Annotated in this window: 16 protein-coding genes; 11 read left to right on the top strand and 5 right to left on the bottom strand. The window is 65.8% G+C overall.

The annotated features are described in order from the left end of the window. Nucleotides 1–58 precede the first annotated feature (58 nt). The 6 genes from nthB to ACXDF8_RS15280 all read left to right on the top strand — a co-directional run bounded on the left by nthB (nt 59) and on the right by ACXDF8_RS15280 (nt 3,950). A complete protein-coding gene (gene nthB / locus ACXDF8_RS15305) occupies nt 59–751 on the top strand; it encodes a nitrile hydratase subunit beta (protein ID WP_457224116.1) in 693 nt (230 codons plus the stop codon). A 20-nt stretch (nt 752–771) separates the two neighbouring features. Further along, nucleotides 772–1,368, top strand: coding sequence for a nitrile hydratase subunit alpha (gene nthA, locus ACXDF8_RS15300; protein ID WP_457224115.1), 597 nt, complete (start codon nt 772–774; stop codon nt 1,366–1,368). Further along, nucleotides 1,368–1,751 (top strand): nitrile hydratase accessory protein, encoded by a 384-nt coding sequence (locus ACXDF8_RS15295; RefSeq protein ID WP_457224114.1) that lies wholly within the window; start codon nt 1,368–1,370, stop codon nt 1,749–1,751. The genes nthA and ACXDF8_RS15295 overlap by 1 nt, the downstream gene beginning before the upstream one ends. Nucleotides 1,752–1,771: 20 nt before the next feature. Then, complete coding sequence (locus ACXDF8_RS15290) at nt 1,772–2,287, top strand: DUF1097 domain-containing protein (protein ID WP_457224113.1); 516 nt, start codon at nt 1,772–1,774, stop codon at nt 2,285–2,287. Between the two features lie 64 nt (nt 2,288–2,351). Next, nucleotides 2,352–2,792, top strand: a complete 441-nt coding sequence (locus ACXDF8_RS15285; RefSeq protein ID WP_457224112.1) for a MarR family winged helix-turn-helix transcriptional regulator — start codon at nt 2,352–2,354, stop codon at nt 2,790–2,792. A 93-nt stretch (nt 2,793–2,885) separates the two neighbouring features. Then, nucleotides 2,886–3,950, top strand: coding sequence for a substrate-binding domain-containing protein (locus ACXDF8_RS15280; RefSeq protein ID WP_457224111.1), 1,065 nt, complete (start codon nt 2,886–2,888; stop codon nt 3,948–3,950). A gap of 45 nt (nt 3,951–3,995) precedes the next feature. Here the strand turns inward: ACXDF8_RS15280 and ACXDF8_RS15275 are convergent, their stop codons facing one another. Further along, nucleotides 3,996–4,565: a class I SAM-dependent methyltransferase gene (locus ACXDF8_RS15275; protein WP_457224110.1), complete on the bottom strand. Its 570-nt coding sequence runs from the start codon at nt 4,563–4,565 to the stop codon at nt 3,996–3,998. Nucleotides 4,566–4,937: 372 nt separating this feature from the next. On the opposite strand from ACXDF8_RS15275, the gene clpB reads away from it, so the two are divergent. After that, nucleotides 4,938–7,484, top strand: coding sequence for an ATP-dependent chaperone ClpB (clpB, locus tag ACXDF8_RS15270; RefSeq protein WP_457224109.1), 2,547 nt, complete (start codon nt 4,938–4,940; stop codon nt 7,482–7,484). Nucleotides 7,485–7,629: 145 nt separating this feature from the next. Here clpB and ACXDF8_RS15265 read toward each other — a convergent pair whose 3' ends face one another. Continuing rightward, nucleotides 7,630–8,184 (bottom strand): TetR/AcrR family transcriptional regulator, encoded by a 555-nt coding sequence (locus tag ACXDF8_RS15265; protein ID WP_457224108.1) that lies wholly within the window; start codon nt 8,182–8,184, stop codon nt 7,630–7,632. A gap of 81 nt (nt 8,185–8,265) precedes the next feature. On the opposite strand from ACXDF8_RS15265, the gene ACXDF8_RS15260 reads away from it, so the two are divergent. From ACXDF8_RS15260 to ACXDF8_RS15245, 4 genes are all read left to right on the top strand, one after another. After that, entirely contained in the window at nt 8,266–9,483 is a 1,218-nt protein-coding gene (locus ACXDF8_RS15260) for an FAD-dependent monooxygenase (RefSeq protein WP_457224107.1), read from the top strand. Between the two features lie 99 nt (nt 9,484–9,582). Next, nucleotides 9,583–10,371 (top strand): trehalose monomycolate transport factor TtfA, encoded by a 789-nt coding sequence (ttfA, locus tag ACXDF8_RS15255; protein WP_457224106.1) that lies wholly within the window; start codon nt 9,583–9,585, stop codon nt 10,369–10,371. A 116-nt stretch (nt 10,372–10,487) separates the two neighbouring features. Continuing rightward, complete coding sequence (pyrE, locus tag ACXDF8_RS15250) at nt 10,488–11,048, top strand: orotate phosphoribosyltransferase (RefSeq protein WP_457224105.1); 561 nt, start codon at nt 10,488–10,490, stop codon at nt 11,046–11,048. 24 nt (nt 11,049–11,072) lie between these two features. After that, nucleotides 11,073–11,849, top strand: a complete 777-nt coding sequence (locus ACXDF8_RS15245; protein ID WP_457224104.1) for an FAD-dependent oxidoreductase — start codon at nt 11,073–11,075, stop codon at nt 11,847–11,849. A gap of 1 nt (nt 11,850) precedes the next feature. On the opposite strand, the gene ACXDF8_RS15240 is transcribed toward ACXDF8_RS15245, so the two are convergent. Genes ACXDF8_RS15240 through ACXDF8_RS15230 form a run of 3 tightly spaced genes read right to left on the bottom strand, consistent with a single transcriptional unit; the run spans nt 11,851 to nt 16,597 of the window. Further along, a complete protein-coding gene (locus ACXDF8_RS15240; protein WP_457224103.1) occupies nt 11,851–13,701 on the bottom strand; it encodes a putative bifunctional diguanylate cyclase/phosphodiesterase in 1,851 nt (616 codons plus the stop codon). After that, nucleotides 13,698–15,845 carry an Rv1355c family protein gene (locus ACXDF8_RS15235; RefSeq protein WP_457224102.1) on the bottom strand — a complete coding sequence of 716 codons (2,148 nt, stop codon included), beginning with the start codon at nt 15,843–15,845 and terminating at the stop codon, nt 13,698–13,700. Before ACXDF8_RS15235 ends, ACXDF8_RS15240 begins: the two co-directional genes overlap by 4 nt. Further along, complete coding sequence (locus ACXDF8_RS15230; protein ID WP_457224101.1) at nt 15,842–16,597, bottom strand: hypothetical protein; 756 nt, start codon at nt 16,595–16,597, stop codon at nt 15,842–15,844. The genes ACXDF8_RS15235 and ACXDF8_RS15230 overlap by 4 nt, the downstream gene beginning before the upstream one ends. Nucleotides 16,598–16,981: the final 384 nt, after the last annotated feature.

Raw genomic sequence — 16,981 nt, 5'->3', positions numbered from 1 at the left:
TGCGCATAGTTCCAGATGAAAGTATTACGACCGTGAACTAATGATTGGAGATCGGCATATGCACGGTCCACACGATCTGGGTGGGCGTGACGGCATCGGCCCCGTCGCCGCGGAGTTTCTCGAGCCGGGAATTCCCGACTGGCGCTATCCCTTCGAGGGAAGGATGCACGCGGTGACGGCGATGGCCATCGCCAAGGGTGCCTTCAATCTCGACGAACAGCGCCACGGTATCGAGCTGATGAAGTGGAGCGAGTATCTCGACTCCACCTACTACGCGCACTGGCTGTTCTCCGTTGAGAAGCTGCTCAACGACAAGGGCTACATCTCCCACGAGGAGATCGACCAGCGGATGCGTGAACTCGGGCCGCCGTCCATGACGCCACACCCGCAGAAGCCGGAGAACCTCTCGCCGTTCGCCGAGCAGATGATCGACATCCTCTGGAAGGGCACGCCCCACGACCTGCCCGCTGATGCGCCGCCGCGCTATGGCGTCGGAGAGCACGTCTTGGTGCGCAACCTCAACGAGGTCACCCACAACCGGTTGCCTGGATATCTGAACCGCGCCAGCGGGGTGATCGCCAAGCAGTACGGCGCATTCCACGACCCCGCGGACAGCGCGCACAAGCAGATCGACACTCCGCACCAGCTCTACATGGTCAAGTTCAGTTCTACCGACCTGTGGGGTGACGAGGCTGTCGAGGACTTCAACCTGTACGCCGACCTGTTCGAGAACTACCTCGAACCCGCCTGAGATTAGGAGAGATAAACGAAATGGATTGGCTGTCTTTGTCCGACGTCGAGGCGCGGGTCAACGCGCTCGAGTCGCTGATGGTCGAGAAGGGCCTGGCCGAACACGAGGCCGTCGACGCCGTGGTGGCCTCCTTCGAGAACGACATGGGTCCGGTCAACGGCGCCAAGGTCGTTGTTCGGGCCTGGACCGAACCGCAATACCGGGAATGGCTGCTACGCGACGCCACCGCAGCGATCGCCGATATGGGCTTCACCGGCCTGCAGACTGAACACATGGTGGCGGTGGAGAACACCGATGAACGGCACAATATCGTGGTGTGCACGCTGTGCTCGTGCTATCCGTGGACGTTGCTCGGCATCCCGCCGGCCTGGTTCAAGTACCCGCAATACCGTGCGCGCGTGGTCAAGGATCCACGCAGTGTGCTCGCCGAGTTCGGCGTCACCCTGCCCGACGAAGTCAAGATCGACGTCTGGGACAGCAGCGCCGAGATCCGGTACCTGGTGATCCCGCAACGGCCTAAAGGCACCGACGGGATGAGCGCCGATCAGCTCGTGGCGCTGGTCAACCGGGATTCGATGGTGGGCACCGCGCTGGCCTCCGCACCTGGGAGTGTCTGATGACGGCCACGCTGGACCTGACCGGATTCGACGATCTGGGCGGCGCCGTCGCCCTGCCGCGGTCCAACGGGGAGCTGGTGTTCGACGCGCCCTGGCAGGGACGCCTCTTCGGACTCGTTGTGCACCTCTGCAATTCGGGTGCCTTCGAGTGGGACGAGTTCAAGGCGCACCTGATAGCGGCGATCGGTGACTCCGGCATCGACGAGACCTGTGATCCGGAGGTCTACTACCGGCAGTTCGGCGAGGCCTTCTGCCGCCTCGCGGCGCAGAAGCGATTCTTCGACGGAGACCAGTTGGAGATGCGGACGGTGGCTGAGGCACAGCGACTCGCGCACAGCGACCATGACCATGACCATGACCATGACCATGGTCATCGGCACTGAGCCGGAGAGGAATTCGCGCAATGTCGAAGGTCTCTGCGCTGGCGATCAGCGTGGGTGTGCTGGGTATGCTGTCCACGCTGATGACGGCCACCGTGTGGAAGCTGCCGGTTTGGGTGCTCTTTCTGGCCTGGGCGTCGTTCTTCTTCGTCGGCTCAGGTTTACCCGGGCTGGTGAAATCCGTCGCGTGTAACTGGATCGGCATCGTGATCGCGACGGCGACATTGCTTGCGGTGCAGACCACCTCCAGTGTCGTTCTGGTGGCGATCGCAGTGGGAGTCGGTAGTTTCGCGATGGTCCAGGTGTCTCGGGTGAGCTGGGTGTCGGCCACGCCGGCCATCGTGTTCGGGTTCGCGATGACCGTCGGAACCATTGCGGCGACCGGAAATCCGATCACCACGCCCGGCATCTCCAATCCCGCTCTGATCGCCGCGACCACCGCCCTGGTCGGAGCCGGCTTCGGGGTGGCGTCACAGTGGGGCGCCGTGGCGCTGGAGGCGCTCACCTCCGGCACCGGCCTGCGCCGGGCCGCGTCGTGAGATAGGCTCCATCGCAAAATAGTTGTCAATTGGAAGCGATTCGTTCTCAGGAGCCAGCCACATCGTGCCAACCTCCACGAGCAATCTGGAAAGCGTTGCCGAAGTGTTCTTTCGTGCCGAACGCCGCTGGACCGAAGCGCTGTGCAGCGGGCTGCTGGATACCGATGTCAACAGCATCGAAGGCTGGCGGGTGCTCGGCGCGCTCCGCAATGGAGACGGCTCCACGATGAGCGATATCTCCGCGGCGATGTCGATCCCGCCGCCGACGCTGACCCGCATCGTCGACAAGTTGGTCGACGGCGGGTTGGTGCTGCGGCGGGTCGACGCCACCGACCGCAGGCGGGTGCTGGTGCACCTCTCGGCGCGGGGCAAGACCAAGGTGCGCAAGCTGACCAAGCAGGAGTCGACGCTCAAATCGGCATTGGTCGACGAACTCGGCGAGGACGACGCCGTCCGGTTCCTGCGCACCCTGGCGCGGGTCGGCGACCTCTTTTCCAGCCCGTGAACGGTTGCGCAACGCGGTAGTAACGCGATGGACCGACGATGGTGTCGACGGCTCTGTCGTCAGAGTCGCGAGTCAGTCGGATGGAGGTCGACGGTGCAACCGACACCCGCGATCAACGTCGCCCTGGTCATCCCGCGCTCTGGATCGGCGGGGATCTACGGGCCGTCCTGCGAGGCCTGTGCCGAGTTGGCGATCGCCGACCTCAACGCCACGACCGGACTACTGGGCAGGGTGGTGCGACTCATCCCGGTGGACGGCAGCCGGCCTCCGGCCGCCGTCGCCGCCGAGATCGCCCGCCTCGTCGACCGGGGCGCTATCGACGCCGTCACCGGCTGGCACATCTCACCGGTGCGGCAGGCAATCGCACGGGTTACCGCGGGACGGGTGCCCTACGTGTACGGCCCGCTCTACGAGGGCGGCGAACGCACCCCCGGACTGTTCCTGACCGGCGAGACGCCGTCGCGCCAACTTCTTCCGGCGATGGACTGGATGCAGTCCGAGCACGGCGTCGACCGCTGGATCGTGATCGGCAACGACTACGTCTGGCCCCGGCAGACCGGCGCTGCCGCGGCCGGGCACGCCATCGCACAGGGCAAGCCGCTGGTCGGCGAGATCTATGTGCCGCTGGGTACCGAGGACTTCTCCGCGACCATCCGTGACGTCGAGGTCAGTGGTGCCACCGGGGTGGTGCTGTTGCTCGTCGGTCGCGACGGCGTGATGTTCAACCGCCAGTTCGCCGCGGTCGGGCTTGACGCGGCCGTTCCCCGGCTGAGCCCGCACGTCGAGGAGAACATGCTGATGGCCAGCGGCAGCGAGAGCAACCGAGGGTTGTTCGCGGCGGCCGGCTACTTCGAGGCGCTACACACCACGGCCAGCATGGAATTCGCCGCTCACTACTACGCCACCTACGGACCCGCCGCGCCGGCGCTGAACAGCATCGGCGAGTCTTGCTACGAGGCGATCACCCTGCTCATCGCGCTGGTGTCGCGAGCCGGATCGCTGGCGGTAGCCGATCTGACGGCCGCCGCGTCGGGCCTGACCTACATCAGCCCGCGCGGCGAGGTGACGATGCGGGGCAATCAGATGAGCCAGGATGTCTATGTCGCCGAGGCGGTCGACCTCGACTTCGAGATTCGGGCTCGCATCTCTGCCGCCTGAACCCGCCTGCGGCCGGTGGCGATGAGACGGGGCGGGTGGGTCTCCTCAGGAGACCGGAGAGCGGCTGTACATAGCGGTAAACGTGGGACTGAACCAACCGCCGGAGATCTCGGCGCCAGCGGGCAGCAGCCGGCGGAACTCCCGACGCGACAACAGTCGGGTGAAGTTGTCGCGGTGCTTGCGCGACCAGGCGGGGATCCAGTGAAGGCACAGGACCGAGGTGTGGGATTCGATCGGGAACCACTTGTTCGGTGTGGTGATGACCCAGGAGCGGGCCACTCGGGTCATCTCCTGCACCATCTGGCGTTGCTCAGGCTCCTGGCCGACGTGCTCGATGATGGCGTTGGCGAGCGCGAAATCGACATAGTCGTCGTCGAACGGCATCGCCCGAGCGTCGGCGATCATGAACGGGTAAGCGGTGATGGCCGGCTCGATGTTGATACTCATCTTGATCGCATACTCGGCTGCCAGCCGTTTCTCGATGATGCCTGCGTTGACCATGTCCGGATTGCCGAGGTGTTCGTCTCCCATCGTGCCGACGAGCAACACATCGCGGGCTCGGTGGGCGGCAAGCCAGCTGAGGATCTGATCGGCTTTGTGGTGCCTGTTCCTCACGCTGTACGTGAGGACCGCGGCTCGCATCAGCTTGTGTGGACCGCGAAGTTTCCCCATGTGCCGGGGAGCTTATTGAAGCTCACAGCGATAGATCAGCGATTGCCCAGCAGGCTCTCAGTAAAGTTCCGTCAGCAAAAATAAGACTGTCGTCACACCGCCTCCACCGGCCACAGGCTGGTGGGGGCGCGGCCAACGGCGCGCAATCTGATCGATCCGGTGGACTGCGGCAGCAGTCGGCGGAACTCCCGGCCCAATTTGGTGTCAAAAGCCTCTGGGGGCTGCGCGGAAAATATTCTAAACTTGAGCGGAACAGACTCAAGATTGACCGCGTTATAGATCTCGACAAGCTTTTCTAGATGAAACGGAGGTGTCGTGGACTCTTTCAACCCGACAACCAAGACCCAGGCGGCGCTGACCGCCGCGTTGCAGGCCGCCAGTGCGGCCGGCAACCCGGAGATCAGGCCCGCCCACCTGCTGTTGGCGCTGCTCACGCAGGCCGACGGTATCGCTGCGCCGTTGCTCGAGGCTGTCGGTGTCGATCCGGCCACGATCCGCACCGAGGCGCAACGCCTGGTTGACCGGCTGCCGACGAGCAGCGGTGCGACCTCGCAGCCCCAGCTCTCCCGCGAGTCGCTGGCGGCGATCACCGCCGCTCAGCAGCTGGCTACCGAGATGGACGACGAATACGTCTCCACCGAGCACCTGATGGTCGGCCTGGCCACCGGTGACTCGGACACCGCCAAGCTGCTCACCGGTCACGGAGCGTCACCGCAGGCATTGCGGGAGGCGTTCGTGAAGGTGCGCGGCAGCGCACGGGTCACCAGCCCCGACCCCGAGGCGAGCTACCAGGCGCTGGAGAAGTACTCCACCGACCTGACGGCACGGGCCCGGGAAGGCAAGCTCGACCCGGTCATCGGCCGCGACAACGAGATTCGTCGTGTGATCCAGGTGCTCAGCCGCCGCACCAAGAACAACCCGGTACTCATCGGTGAGCCCGGTGTCGGCAAGACCGCGATAGTGGAGGGCCTGGCCCAGCGGATCGTAGCCGGTGACGTACCGGAGAGTCTGCGCGACAAGACCGTCGTTTCCCTGGACATGGGGTCGATGGTGGCCGGCGCGAAGTACCGCGGTGAATTCGAGGAGCGGCTCAAGGCCGTCCTCGACGACATCAAGAACTCGGCCGGTCAGGTCATCACGTTCATCGACGAGCTGCACACCATCGTGGGCGCCGGTGCCACCGGCGAGGGCGCGATGGACGCCGGCAACATGATCAAGCCGATGCTGGCCCGCGGCGAGCTGCGGATGGTCGGCGCGACCACGCTCGAGGAGTACCGCAAGTACATCGAGAAGGACGCCGCCCTGGAGCGCCGCTTCCAGCAGGTGCTGGTCGGGGAACCGTCGGTGGAAGACACCGTCGGCATCCTGCGCGGTCTCAAGGACCGCTACGAGGTGCACCACGGCGTGCAGATCACCGACTCGGCTCTGGTCGCAGCGGCCACCCTGTCCGATCGCTACATCACCAGCCGGTTCCTGCCGGACAAGGCCATCGACCTGGTCGACGAGGCCGCGTCACGGCTGCGGATGGAGATCGACTCGCGGCCCGTCGAGGTCGATGAGGTCGAGCGGCTGGTGCGTCGGCTCGAGATCGAAGAGATGGCACTGGCCAAGGAGACTGATGACGCGTCGCGTGATCGCCTCGAGAAGCTGCGTGCCGAGCTGGCCGACAAGAAGGAAGAGCTGGCCGAACTGACGACGAGATGGCAGAACGAGAAGAACGCCATCGACATCGTTCGTGAGTTCAAGGAGCAGCTCGAAGTCCTGCGCGGTGAGGCTGATCGGGCTGAACGCGACGGCGACCTGGCCAAGGCGGCCGAGCTGCGCTACGGCCGCATCCCCGAGGCGGAGAAGAAGCTCGACGCGGCGCTGCCCCAGGCGGAGGCCCAAGCGAACGTCATGCTCAAGGAGCAGGTCGGCCCTGACGACATCGCGGACGTGGTGGCGGCGTGGACCGGCATCCCGGCCGGCCGGCTGCTCGAAGGCGAGACCGCCAAGCTGCTGCGCATGGAGGAGGAGCTGGGCAAGCGGGTCGTCGGCCAGAAGAAGGCCGTGCAGGCGGTCAGCGATGCGGTCCGGCGCAGCCGCGCCGGGGTCGCCGACCCCAACCGGCCGACGGGTTCGTTCCTGTTCCTCGGTCCGACCGGTGTCGGTAAGACCGAGCTGGCCAAGGCGCTGGCCGACTTCTTGTTCGACGACGAGCGGGCGATGGTCCGCATCGACATGAGCGAGTACGGCGAAAAGCATTCGGTGGCAAGGCTTGTCGGTGCCCCGCCCGGGTATATCGGCTACGACCAGGGTGGTCAGTTGACCGAGGCGGTACGTCGACGCCCATACACGGTGGTGCTGTTCGACGAGGTTGAGAAGGCCCACCCGGACGTGTTCGACGTGCTTCTGCAGGTTCTCGACGAGGGACGGCTGACCGACGGTCAGGGCCGCACGGTCGACTTCCGCAACACCATCCTCATCCTGACCTCGAACCTGGGGTCGGGCGGCAGCGAGGAGCAGGTGATGGCGGCGGTGCGCGCGGCGTTCAAGCCGGAGTTCATCAACCGTCTCGACGATGTGCTGATCTTCGAGGGTCTCAAGCCCGACGAGCTGGTGCAGATCGTCGACATCCAGCTGGCGCAACTGCAGAAGCGGCTCGCCCAGCGCCGCCTGGAGTTGCAGGTGTCGCTGGAGGCCAAGAGGTGGCTCGGCGATCGCGGGTTCGACCCGGTCTACGGCGCCCGTCCGCTGCGGCGGCTGGTGCAGCAGGCGATCGGTGACCAGCTGGCCAAGCTGCTGCTCGCCGGTGACGTGCACGACGGGGACGTGGTCCCCGTTAACGTCAGCCCGAACGGCGAGTCCCTCGTTCTGGGATGAGCGCTTGCGCGAAGACCGTTGGCTTGGGATGAGCGCTTGCGCGAAGACCGTTGGCTTGGGATGAGCGCTTGCGCGAAGACCGTTGGCTTGGGATGAGCGCTTGCGCGAAGGGTCCCCGCACTTCGGTGCGGGGACTTTTGCGCGTTCAGGGCTCGGGTAAGCCGAGTGCGGCGAGTGCGCCGGTGATCGTCGCCTCACGCAGCAGCGTGGGCTCGGTGTCGGGGAACTGTAGACAGCAGTCCTGCATCCCGCCGAAGGCGATGACCCCGCGGGTGGACTGTTCCAACGACGGGTCTGGGCCAAACACCAACGCGCACAGCCGCTTCTGCCACGCCAGCACCTTGTCCACCAACCCCAGATCGGCCAGCGTGGTGAGTTCGGAGACTGCCAGCAGCAGATCGGTGCGGTGCCGGAAGATGAATTCGAAGTAGCCTTCGAGCAGCTCGCGGGGTCCGGCCGGGTCGGTCGAGGCCCGCGTTTCCTGCTCGACGATGAACTTCTCTCCTTCGTCGATCACCGGCGCAAGAATGCTGCGCACGAGCTCTTCTCGGGACGTGAAGTGGTAGTACAGCGCAGGTTTGGTGATGCCGAGCCGCTCGGCGATGTCTTGCAGGCTGGTCCGCTGCACGCCCTTCTGGACGAACAGCTCCCGGGCGACATCCTGGATCCGTTCGCGGGTTCCTGACGCTGGCTTGCTCACGTAGCCACCCTAACTGACCAATCGTTAAGTAAACTCCTGTACGTCGCTTACCGACCGTTAAGTAAGTAAGGGAGGCCTATCATGCGTGTACTCATCTCAGGCGCCAGCATTGCCGGACCGGTCCTGGCCTACTGGCTGACCCGACGCGGATTCGACGTCACAGTCGTCGAACGTGCTCCCGTGCTGCGTAAGACGGGCGGCCACGCCGTCGACCTGTTCCGCCCGGCCATGAACATCTCCGAGCAGATGGGCGTGGTCGATCAGGTCCAGGAGCGTGCCACCGGCACCACCCGGTTGATCCTGCAACGCACCGCCGGGCGCCCGCCGGTCGACGTCGACTACCTCAAGCTGCTCGGCGTCATGTCCGACCGGCACGTCGAGATCATGCGCGACGACCTGAGCCAGATCTACTACGACGCCGGTCGTGACCACGTGGAGTACCTGTTCGGAGACCAGATCACCGCGATCGCCGACGACGGCATCGTGGACTTCGCCCATGCGTCAAGGCGGCGCTACGACATCGTCGTCGGAGCCGACGGCCTGCATTCGGGGGTGCGCCAACTCGTCTTCGGCCCCGACTCCGGCCACAGCCACTTCCTCGGCAGCTACCTTGCCGTGCTGTCGGTGCCGAAAGAGCTGGCACGCGACGGCGAGTCGACGAATTTCCTGGACGTCAGACGGTGGGCGATGATCTATACCGCAGACCACCTCGACGATGCCCGGGCGGTGTTCCTGTTTCGCCCCGAGCAGCCGTTGGACTACCACCATCGCGACGCCGCCCGGCAGCGCGAACTGCTGCGCGCCGCATATGCCGGCCTGAACCCGACCGTCGATCGATGGCTCGCCGAACTCGACGGCCCGAGCGCGTTCTATTTCGATTCGATCACCCAGCTGGAACTGACCAGCTGGTCGCGGGGCCGCGTCACCTTGGTCGGCGATGCGGGGTACTGCCCGGGTCCCGCTGTCGGCGGCAGCACCAGCTTGGCGGTGCTCGGGGCCTACGTTCTGGCCGGCGAACTCGAGCGGGCCGGCGGCGACCACGCTTCTGCCTTCGCCGCGTACGAGGCAGTGATGGCCGATCCGGTTCGGCACAGCCGCGCGTTCGCCCGCACGGTCGCCAGGACACTCGTGCCGCAATCGGAGTTCGGAGTGCAGGCGCTGGTCACGGCCAGCCGCGCGCTCTCGGTGCTGCCGGCCGGTCTGACCAGGGCAATCGCCCAGCTCAACAACAAGGGCATCCGGTTGTACGACGCCATGGGATACCCGGACTACCCGGTGCCTGCCTCTGCAGTCGATTGATGGTGGCCAGCCCCGACCTCGCCGCGGTGGCCGGCCGTAATGGCCTTGTGACCTGCTGAAGTTCTCGGTTCCGGTAGGGAAGCAGATACGCTACGTCTAATGGTTCCGTTCTGGTTCACGCTGTCCGCGCTCTGCTTCGTGGGTGCGGCGGTTTTGTTGTACGTCGACGTCGGTCGTCGACGTGGTTTGGGCCGCCGCCGCAAGTCCTGGGCGCGGTCGCACGGGTTCGACTACGAGCCCGAGTCCGCAGACATCGTCGACCGTTGGAAGCGCGGCGTGATGTCCACCGTCGGTGATGTCGCAGCCCGCAACGTGGTGCTCGGCCAGATCCGCGGCGAGGCTGTCTACATCTTCGATCTCGAAGAGGTGGCCACGGTGATCGCCTTGCACCGCAAGGTGGGCACCAACGTGGTGATGGATCTGCGGCTCAAGGGCATCGCCGAGCCCCGCGAGAATGACATCTGGCTGCTGGGTGCCATCGGTCCGCGGATGGTCTACTCGACCAACCTCGACGCCGCCCGCCGTGCCTGCGATCGTCGGATGGTCACGTTCGCCCACACCGCTCCGGACTGCGCCGAGATCATGTGGAACGAGCAGAACTGGACTCTGCTGTCCATGCCGATCTCGTCGACGCGCGCCCAGTGGGACGAGGGCTTGCGCACCGTCCGTCAGTTCAACGACCTGCTCCGGGTGCTTCCCCCGATCCCGCAGCAGGCGGCACTCACCCAGTCCGCGGGCAGGCGCAACGCCTCCCCGGGCCGCCCGCTGGCGCCGGCCGGCCGGCGAGAACTGCCCCCCGGCCACGTCGAAGCTCCGCCGCCCCTGCGACCGCAGCAGCCGCGCGGTGCGACGCCGACCGGCACACAGGCGACCAACTACCAGCGCTGAGCCGGTAGGGTCTGCGGCGTGCCCCGACCCTCCGCGCTGCTCACCGGGCCTGCCGTGACGATGTTCACGGCGGACCGCCTGCTGGCGTGCGGTCAACAACGGAAGAGGACTGAGCCGTGGACGCACCTGAACTCGACTCCGCTGCGCGCGACGAACTAGCCGATCTGGTCCGCGAACTGTCGGTGGTGTTCGGCCGGGTCACCCTGTCGTCCGGTAAAGAGGCCGATTACTACGTGGATCTGCGCCGCGCCACATTGCATCACCGTGCCGCTCCGCTCATCGGCCGATTGGTCCGCGAGCTCACTGCCGACTGGGACTACTGTGCCGTCGGCGGCCTGACGATGGGAGCCGACCCGGTGGCGGCCGCGGTCATGCATGCCCCCGGTCGGCCGATCGACGCCTTCGTGGTCCGTAAGTCGGTGAAGAGCCATGGCATGCACCGACTCATCGAGGGCGCGGATGTGGTCGGCAAGCGGGTGCTCGTCGTCGAAGACACCAGTACCACCGGCGGTTCGGCGTTGACGGCAGTGCGTGCGGTGCGTGAGGCCGGTGGCACAGTCGTGGGGGTGGCCACGGTGGTGGACCGCGCGACCGGCGCCGCCGAGGCGATCGAGGCCGAGGGCGTGCCCTACCGAAGCGTGCTGGGGCTGGCCGATCTCGGTCTGTCGAAGCTCTGAGAATCTAGGGATACGTTGGCGGCGATGAGTACCAACGACGATTTCATCGCGCCTTCGGAGCTGGAGTGGGACGACGAAGTCGACATGATCTGCGCCGGTGCCGGTCCGGGTGTGCTGGCCCATGCCGTGTTCTGCAGTGACCTGGACATGACGGTGGAACTTGCCGACACGCCGGTGGAGGTGCCGCCCGCCGATCCCGATACCGCTGCCTATCTGGAATCGATGACCGAGGACTTGGGCCCGCTGGCCCCAACGGCAGGCGATCTGGAGCTCTCGCTGCTGCGCGCGCAGCCGGTGATCCTTGAGACGGGTCGCCGTGCCCGGGTGGAGCCGTTCTTCGGAGCCCACCTGCGTGCATGGTCGGCCCGCTGCGTGGCGTCGCCGTTGGGGGTCCTGCACAGCCATGTTCCCGGTGAGATGGATCCCATGCGGACGGAGTCGGGGGAGCTGATCAGGGTCGCACTGCTGGGTGAGTACCGGCCCCAGGCGGATCGGCCAGGGCCGGAGCTGACCGACTGGTTACGCGAGCAGGCCTACGATCGCCGCATCCTCGGCCAGGGCGAAACCACGCTGGAGCGACTGATCTTCGAGTTCGGCCGCGTCGCGGGTGCTGCCCTTTCTACGTCTGCCGGGACGCGCCTGGTGCGGGCCACGGCAGGGGTGGCGCTGTCGACGGCGGCCATGCCGGACGAGGCGCAGTGGCCGGTACAAGCCGAGTTGCGGGGCGCCGCCACCCAGGCGGTCCTGGTGAGTCGCACCGCCAGTCGTTTCGCCCGCGTCGAGCTGTTGACCGGCTTCTGAATCAGCCCCTCACTTGGGCTGAAAAGTCCACCGGGATGACCTTTTTGGCGAGCAGCCCGGCCACTGCGTCCGGGGGTATCGGGCGGGATAGCAGGAATCCCTGCGCGCGGTGACAGCCGTGCCGGAGCAGGGTCATCGCGGCCTCCGGGGACTCCACGCCCTCGGCCACCAGTTCCAGATTGAACGCCTCGGCCAGCGCGATGATGGCGCGCACGATCGCCAGGTCCTCGGGGTTGGTGCCCAGGTCGATGACAAAGCTCTTGTCGATCTTGAGCGTGTCGACCGGAAGCGACTTCAGGTGGGTGAGCACGCTGTACCCGGTGCCGAAGTCGTCGATGGCGATCTGGACGCCGACCTTCTTGAGGCCGGCAAGCGTGATGCGAGTGGTCTCAATGTCCTGCACCACAACGCTTTCGGTGATCTCTAAGCAGACCGACTTGCCGGCGATGCCGCACTCGGCGATGGTGTCGGCAACCGATTCGACGAAGCCGTCTGCCACCAGTTGTACCGGGGACACGTTCACCCGCATCACGGTGTTGGTGGCGATGCCCTGCGCCTGCCAACGACTTAGTTGCCCGCAGGCCGCACGCATCACCCAGCGACCCAATTCGCCTGCAAGGTTGATGGATTCGGCTACCGGAATGAACGCGTCTGGGTACAGCAACCCCCGGGTGGGGTGCTGCCAGCGCACCAGGGCCTCCACGGCGAGGATCTCACCGGTGCGCATGTCGACCTCGGGTTGATAGTGCAGCAGCAGCGCTCCGGTCTCGATCACCGACTGCAGGTGCAACTCGATGTCATTGCGGAAATCGCTTCGCAGTGACATGTCCTCGGTGAAGACCGCGATCTTGTTGCCGCCGGCGTTCTTGGCGTTCATCACCGCCTGGTCGGCGTGCCGCAGAAGGTCGGAGGTGGTGTCACGGCCTGGAATGCCCAGTGCCACACCAACGCTGACCGTGCGTGTGAGCATCTCGCTGCCGATCGTCACCCGCTCCCGCAGCAGGCACTGCAGCTGATCTGCCAGCTGCTCGGCCGTCTCGGCGTTCATCGGTTTGGCGGGGACGACGACGAACTCGTCACCGCCGAGTCGCGCGATTACGTCGGCGTTGCCGGTTTCTTCCCGAAGTCTCTTGGCGCAGGCCCGGATGAACCAATCACCGGCCTGATGGCCGAGGTAGTCGTTGATTGCCTTGAGGCGGTCGAGGTCCAGGAACAACGCCGCCACCGGTCCGGGCCGACCGATTCTGAGCCGGTCGTCGAGATAGGTGAGCAGTGCACGGCGATTGCACAAGCCGGTCAGGTCGTCGTGCTCGGCCAGGTACCGGAGCTGATCCTCGGCCAGCACGCGCGCCTGCACCTGCGCGAACAGCGAGGCGATTGCCTTGAGCGCGTTGAGTTCTTCGGGCGACCAGTCCTTGATACCAATCTTGATGAACCCCAGCGCGCCGGTAGTGACGTCACCGGACAACAGCGGCACCGACGCCAATGAGGGCAAGGCGACTCCACTGGCCTCCTCGACGCGGCGCTGATAGTCGTCGGCGTCGTCGACCGCGGGCTCCGGGGAGAAGAACACGGGTTCCTTCGCGTGTTCGGCGGCCGCGAAAATGGGATCGGCATTGGCGAAGAACACCACGCCGAGCGGGTCGGGATCCGGAACGTCGGGGCGGGGCGGCCATTCGGCGATCAGCTTGGTGGCGCGGATCGTGTGATCGTTGTAACGCAGGAAGCTGAAATCCACACCGAAGGAGGTGACAAGTTCGGCGAGCACTTCTTGGCTGACCTGTGTCGATGTCGCCGAGGTGGCCGTCATCAGCTTGGTGGCGACCGTGGTGACAAGGGTGTCCAAGCTCATTGCTGGGATCCTTGCGGGCGGCGACGCCTGCTCCGCACGGAGGGCGCCGGCGCATGCGTGAAGCGCAACACCAGTGCCAGGGATTCATCCTCGCCACTGCCGATCAGCCGCCGGAAGCGCCGCTGAAGCTCCTGCAGCGCAGGGACGTGGCCAGGGGCCAACTCGGCCAGGTCCTCGTCGTCGTGGGCGTAGAGGAATACCGGGGACACTGGCTGAATACCGAGGCCGTGCTGTTCGGCGACAATCCACACCGCCTCGGTGGCGGCGCCACCACGGAAGTAGTCCGTCAGGGCACGACCTTTCGCGGTGACGACGCCCAGCGCCGAACTGGACAACACTCGCGCTTTGACGTCCTCACCGAGCGCTTCGCCGGCATCCCACTGCGCCAGCCGAGCCATCACGTCACCACGTCGGAGTACGTCCAGCGTTGCGAGGTCAGCCGGTGCCAGTTCAAGGGTCCGGACGTCCAGTCCGTCGGTGAGATCGTCACCTGGCCAGCGCAATTCCGAGATCATCTCGGCATGCAGTCGAGGTTCGAGGTAGCGGATCCGATCGGTGGCCGCCAGCAGTGCCGCAGCGTGCTCGACATCGGCGCGACTGGTCAGCAGGTGCAGCGAGGCGTTCTCGCGCAGGGCTGCGGCATGGAGGGCGGAGACCGTGGTGGCGGACAGCTCGACCGGCGTGCCGCGGCGGCGGTTCGTGCCGCGGTCCCACATGGCGTCGTAGAGGCCGGCGAGCGCCTCGTCGTGGCCCTGTTCCAGGGCGACGGTCGCCCGCAGCCCACCGCCTTCGGCGTCTTCGGAGACGGTGACCGGTCCCAGCGCACCGCACGCAGAGGCAGCCACCCGCGCGTTGAACAGGGCGGCCCCGACGGCCACCGCGCTGCCCCGGTACGCGACGTCCATCGTCGAGGTGTACCTGGGGTCCAGCTCGACCGTCACCGAGCCATTCTCCGTCAAGACGTGCCACGGTTGCATGTTGCCCCCTGACGGGGCTCGTTGGGCGGCTCTCGTGACCACGAGCGCCGGCGTGGTCTCCAGCGGCGTCACCGGCTGCGGAGACTCTGATGAGGGCGGTGAAACCCGGTCGGTTGTTTGTGTCGGATCCTGCAACTCGTCGAGGCAACCGGACACGTCGATGCGCACCCGCCCGGACTTCAGCGGTTCGCCCAGACCGATCCGGCGCACCGCCTCGGCCACCGTCGCCGCCCCGGCCGCGATGTCACCGGCCAGTTGCGGCCACGTCGACAACGTCCGGTTGACCTCGACCAGAGAGGCGGCACCACGGTCCGACAGGCGCTCGGCGTCGACGATCCGCAGGACGTGCGGCACTTTGTCGGCACTGGTGAGTCCGGCCAGTTCGGTGACGCCAATCCCGCCGAGCAGGCCGTGCAGGATCGGCCGGTCGGGTTCGAGGTCATAACGTTCCACGTCGATCAGCCCACGATCACTGCTGGCCATCAGGACCGGGATTTCTCGTCTTCGGGCGGCTTCCCGCACGGCGGCCTTGATGTCCAACGAATCGCATTCCTCGACCACGACATCGAGTCCGTCGAGGAACTCTTCGATGGACTCCATCGTCAGCCCGGCGGTCATCGGACGCACTGAAATATAGGGGTCGAGCTCGGCGACGCGGCGCGCCGCGACCACGGCCTTGTTGACTCCGAGATCGAACACGGTCGCCGGCACCCGGTTGAGGTTGGACAGCTCGAGTTCGTCGAAGTCGGCCAATCGCAGTTCGCCGCAGAGTCCCTGCGCGGCCAGAGTGTAGGCGATCGCATGGCCGACGGAGAGGCCGACCACGCCGATCTTGAGCCGGGCCAGTCGCTGTTGTTCGACGAGGGTGATCATGTTGCGGTTTCGATCAAGGCGCAGGCGTGCGAAGCCTTTGGGGCCGGGCACCCTGACCACGGCACGACGCCACGGATAGTAAGCCCAGCGCTGCGGCTCGGTGAGGATGTCGACTTCCGGTCGGGGGCGCAGCGCATGCAATGCGGAGCTGAATTCCTCGGAGCGATCGAAGAATTCGATGCAGCCCTCGTCCCTCAATCGAGCAAGAAGAGATTCGTCATCAGGATCGTCGCTGCGCAGGATGTCGGCGATGCACGCGTCCGCGCCGGCTCCGGCGCTGACGTCAGAACTCACATGCCGCTCCCGTACTGCATGCCGAAGTCGCCAAACTCATCGGAAATCGAGGCCAGCATCCGCATCTCCTTGACGATCCTCGCCAGCTGCCCAGGCTCGGCATGGTTGGCGAATGTACGCCGATCCCACCACATCATCTTCGTCCGATAACGGTCGCTCGGGTAAGGCGCGGCCGGGATCTTGGTGGCGACCACGCCACCGGAGGTGCTCCATTTGTCCAGAACGTGCGCCGCGGCCGTGGCCAGGATGAACTGGGCACCGAGCAGGCTCATCGTCGGGAAGGCCGTGCGGGCGAAGGTCCTGGTGAGCGCGCCGGAGCGGGCCGGATCGTCGCTCACCCACGCCGACTTCATCTCGACCACACCGAACGGCAGGCGGTCGGTGATCATCTTGCGCACGGCCTCCTGTCCTGGCTGACCGGCCCACTCGACGATCGCGTGCGACTCGTCGGCCGTGAGGTACGGGCCCTTGGCGCGAAGACCGCCGAGCATCCGCCCGTCATCGTCGAGCGCGGTGTAGAACAAGGTGGTGTCGCGTCCGTCGCGAAACGATTCGAGGTCCAGCGCATCCTCCACGCCGTGTTTGCGGTAGTTGCGCAGCGCTCCTTGCAGGTAGTCTTCCCATAGCTCGGGTTCGCTGTCGGGCTGTGCGAGCACGATGGTGCAACCAGTATCGGCGTCGCGCCAGCTAATGGTCCCGGGCAGCTGGTAGAGCTTTTGGTCAGGAAAGTCCAGCACTAGAGCGTTCATCATTTCCCATCTGTCTGGTGGTCCGCGGACCGGGTTTCCGCGGTGAAAGCCGGGCTTGCGCGAGCGCAATTTAGTCGAACTTGCAAAGATCAGTATCTCGCCAGGAAGTGCATTTACTCCAGACGTTCACAGGAAAAGCCCTGGTTACTGGGGGGTAGCCGTCGTAAATCTTGGCCAACAGCACCTGAGCGGGAGCTTGCCGCGAACGGCGAACTGGACAACATTCCAGGTCAGCGATCAGCTGGCTACCGAGCGAGTTCAAGACCCTAAAATCTTCATCGTCGGGGGGCGGATCGTCATTACCGACCGGCTAGGGTCGCCGATCCTACGTCGACAGTGGGGCTGGGGGGCCGGAAAGGGCTAGGCGTGACCTGTCTCGCACAAGCC

This window comes from Mycolicibacterium sp. CBM1 (assembly GCF_054073305.1).
This window is presented reverse-complemented; position numbering and strand designations above follow the sequence as displayed.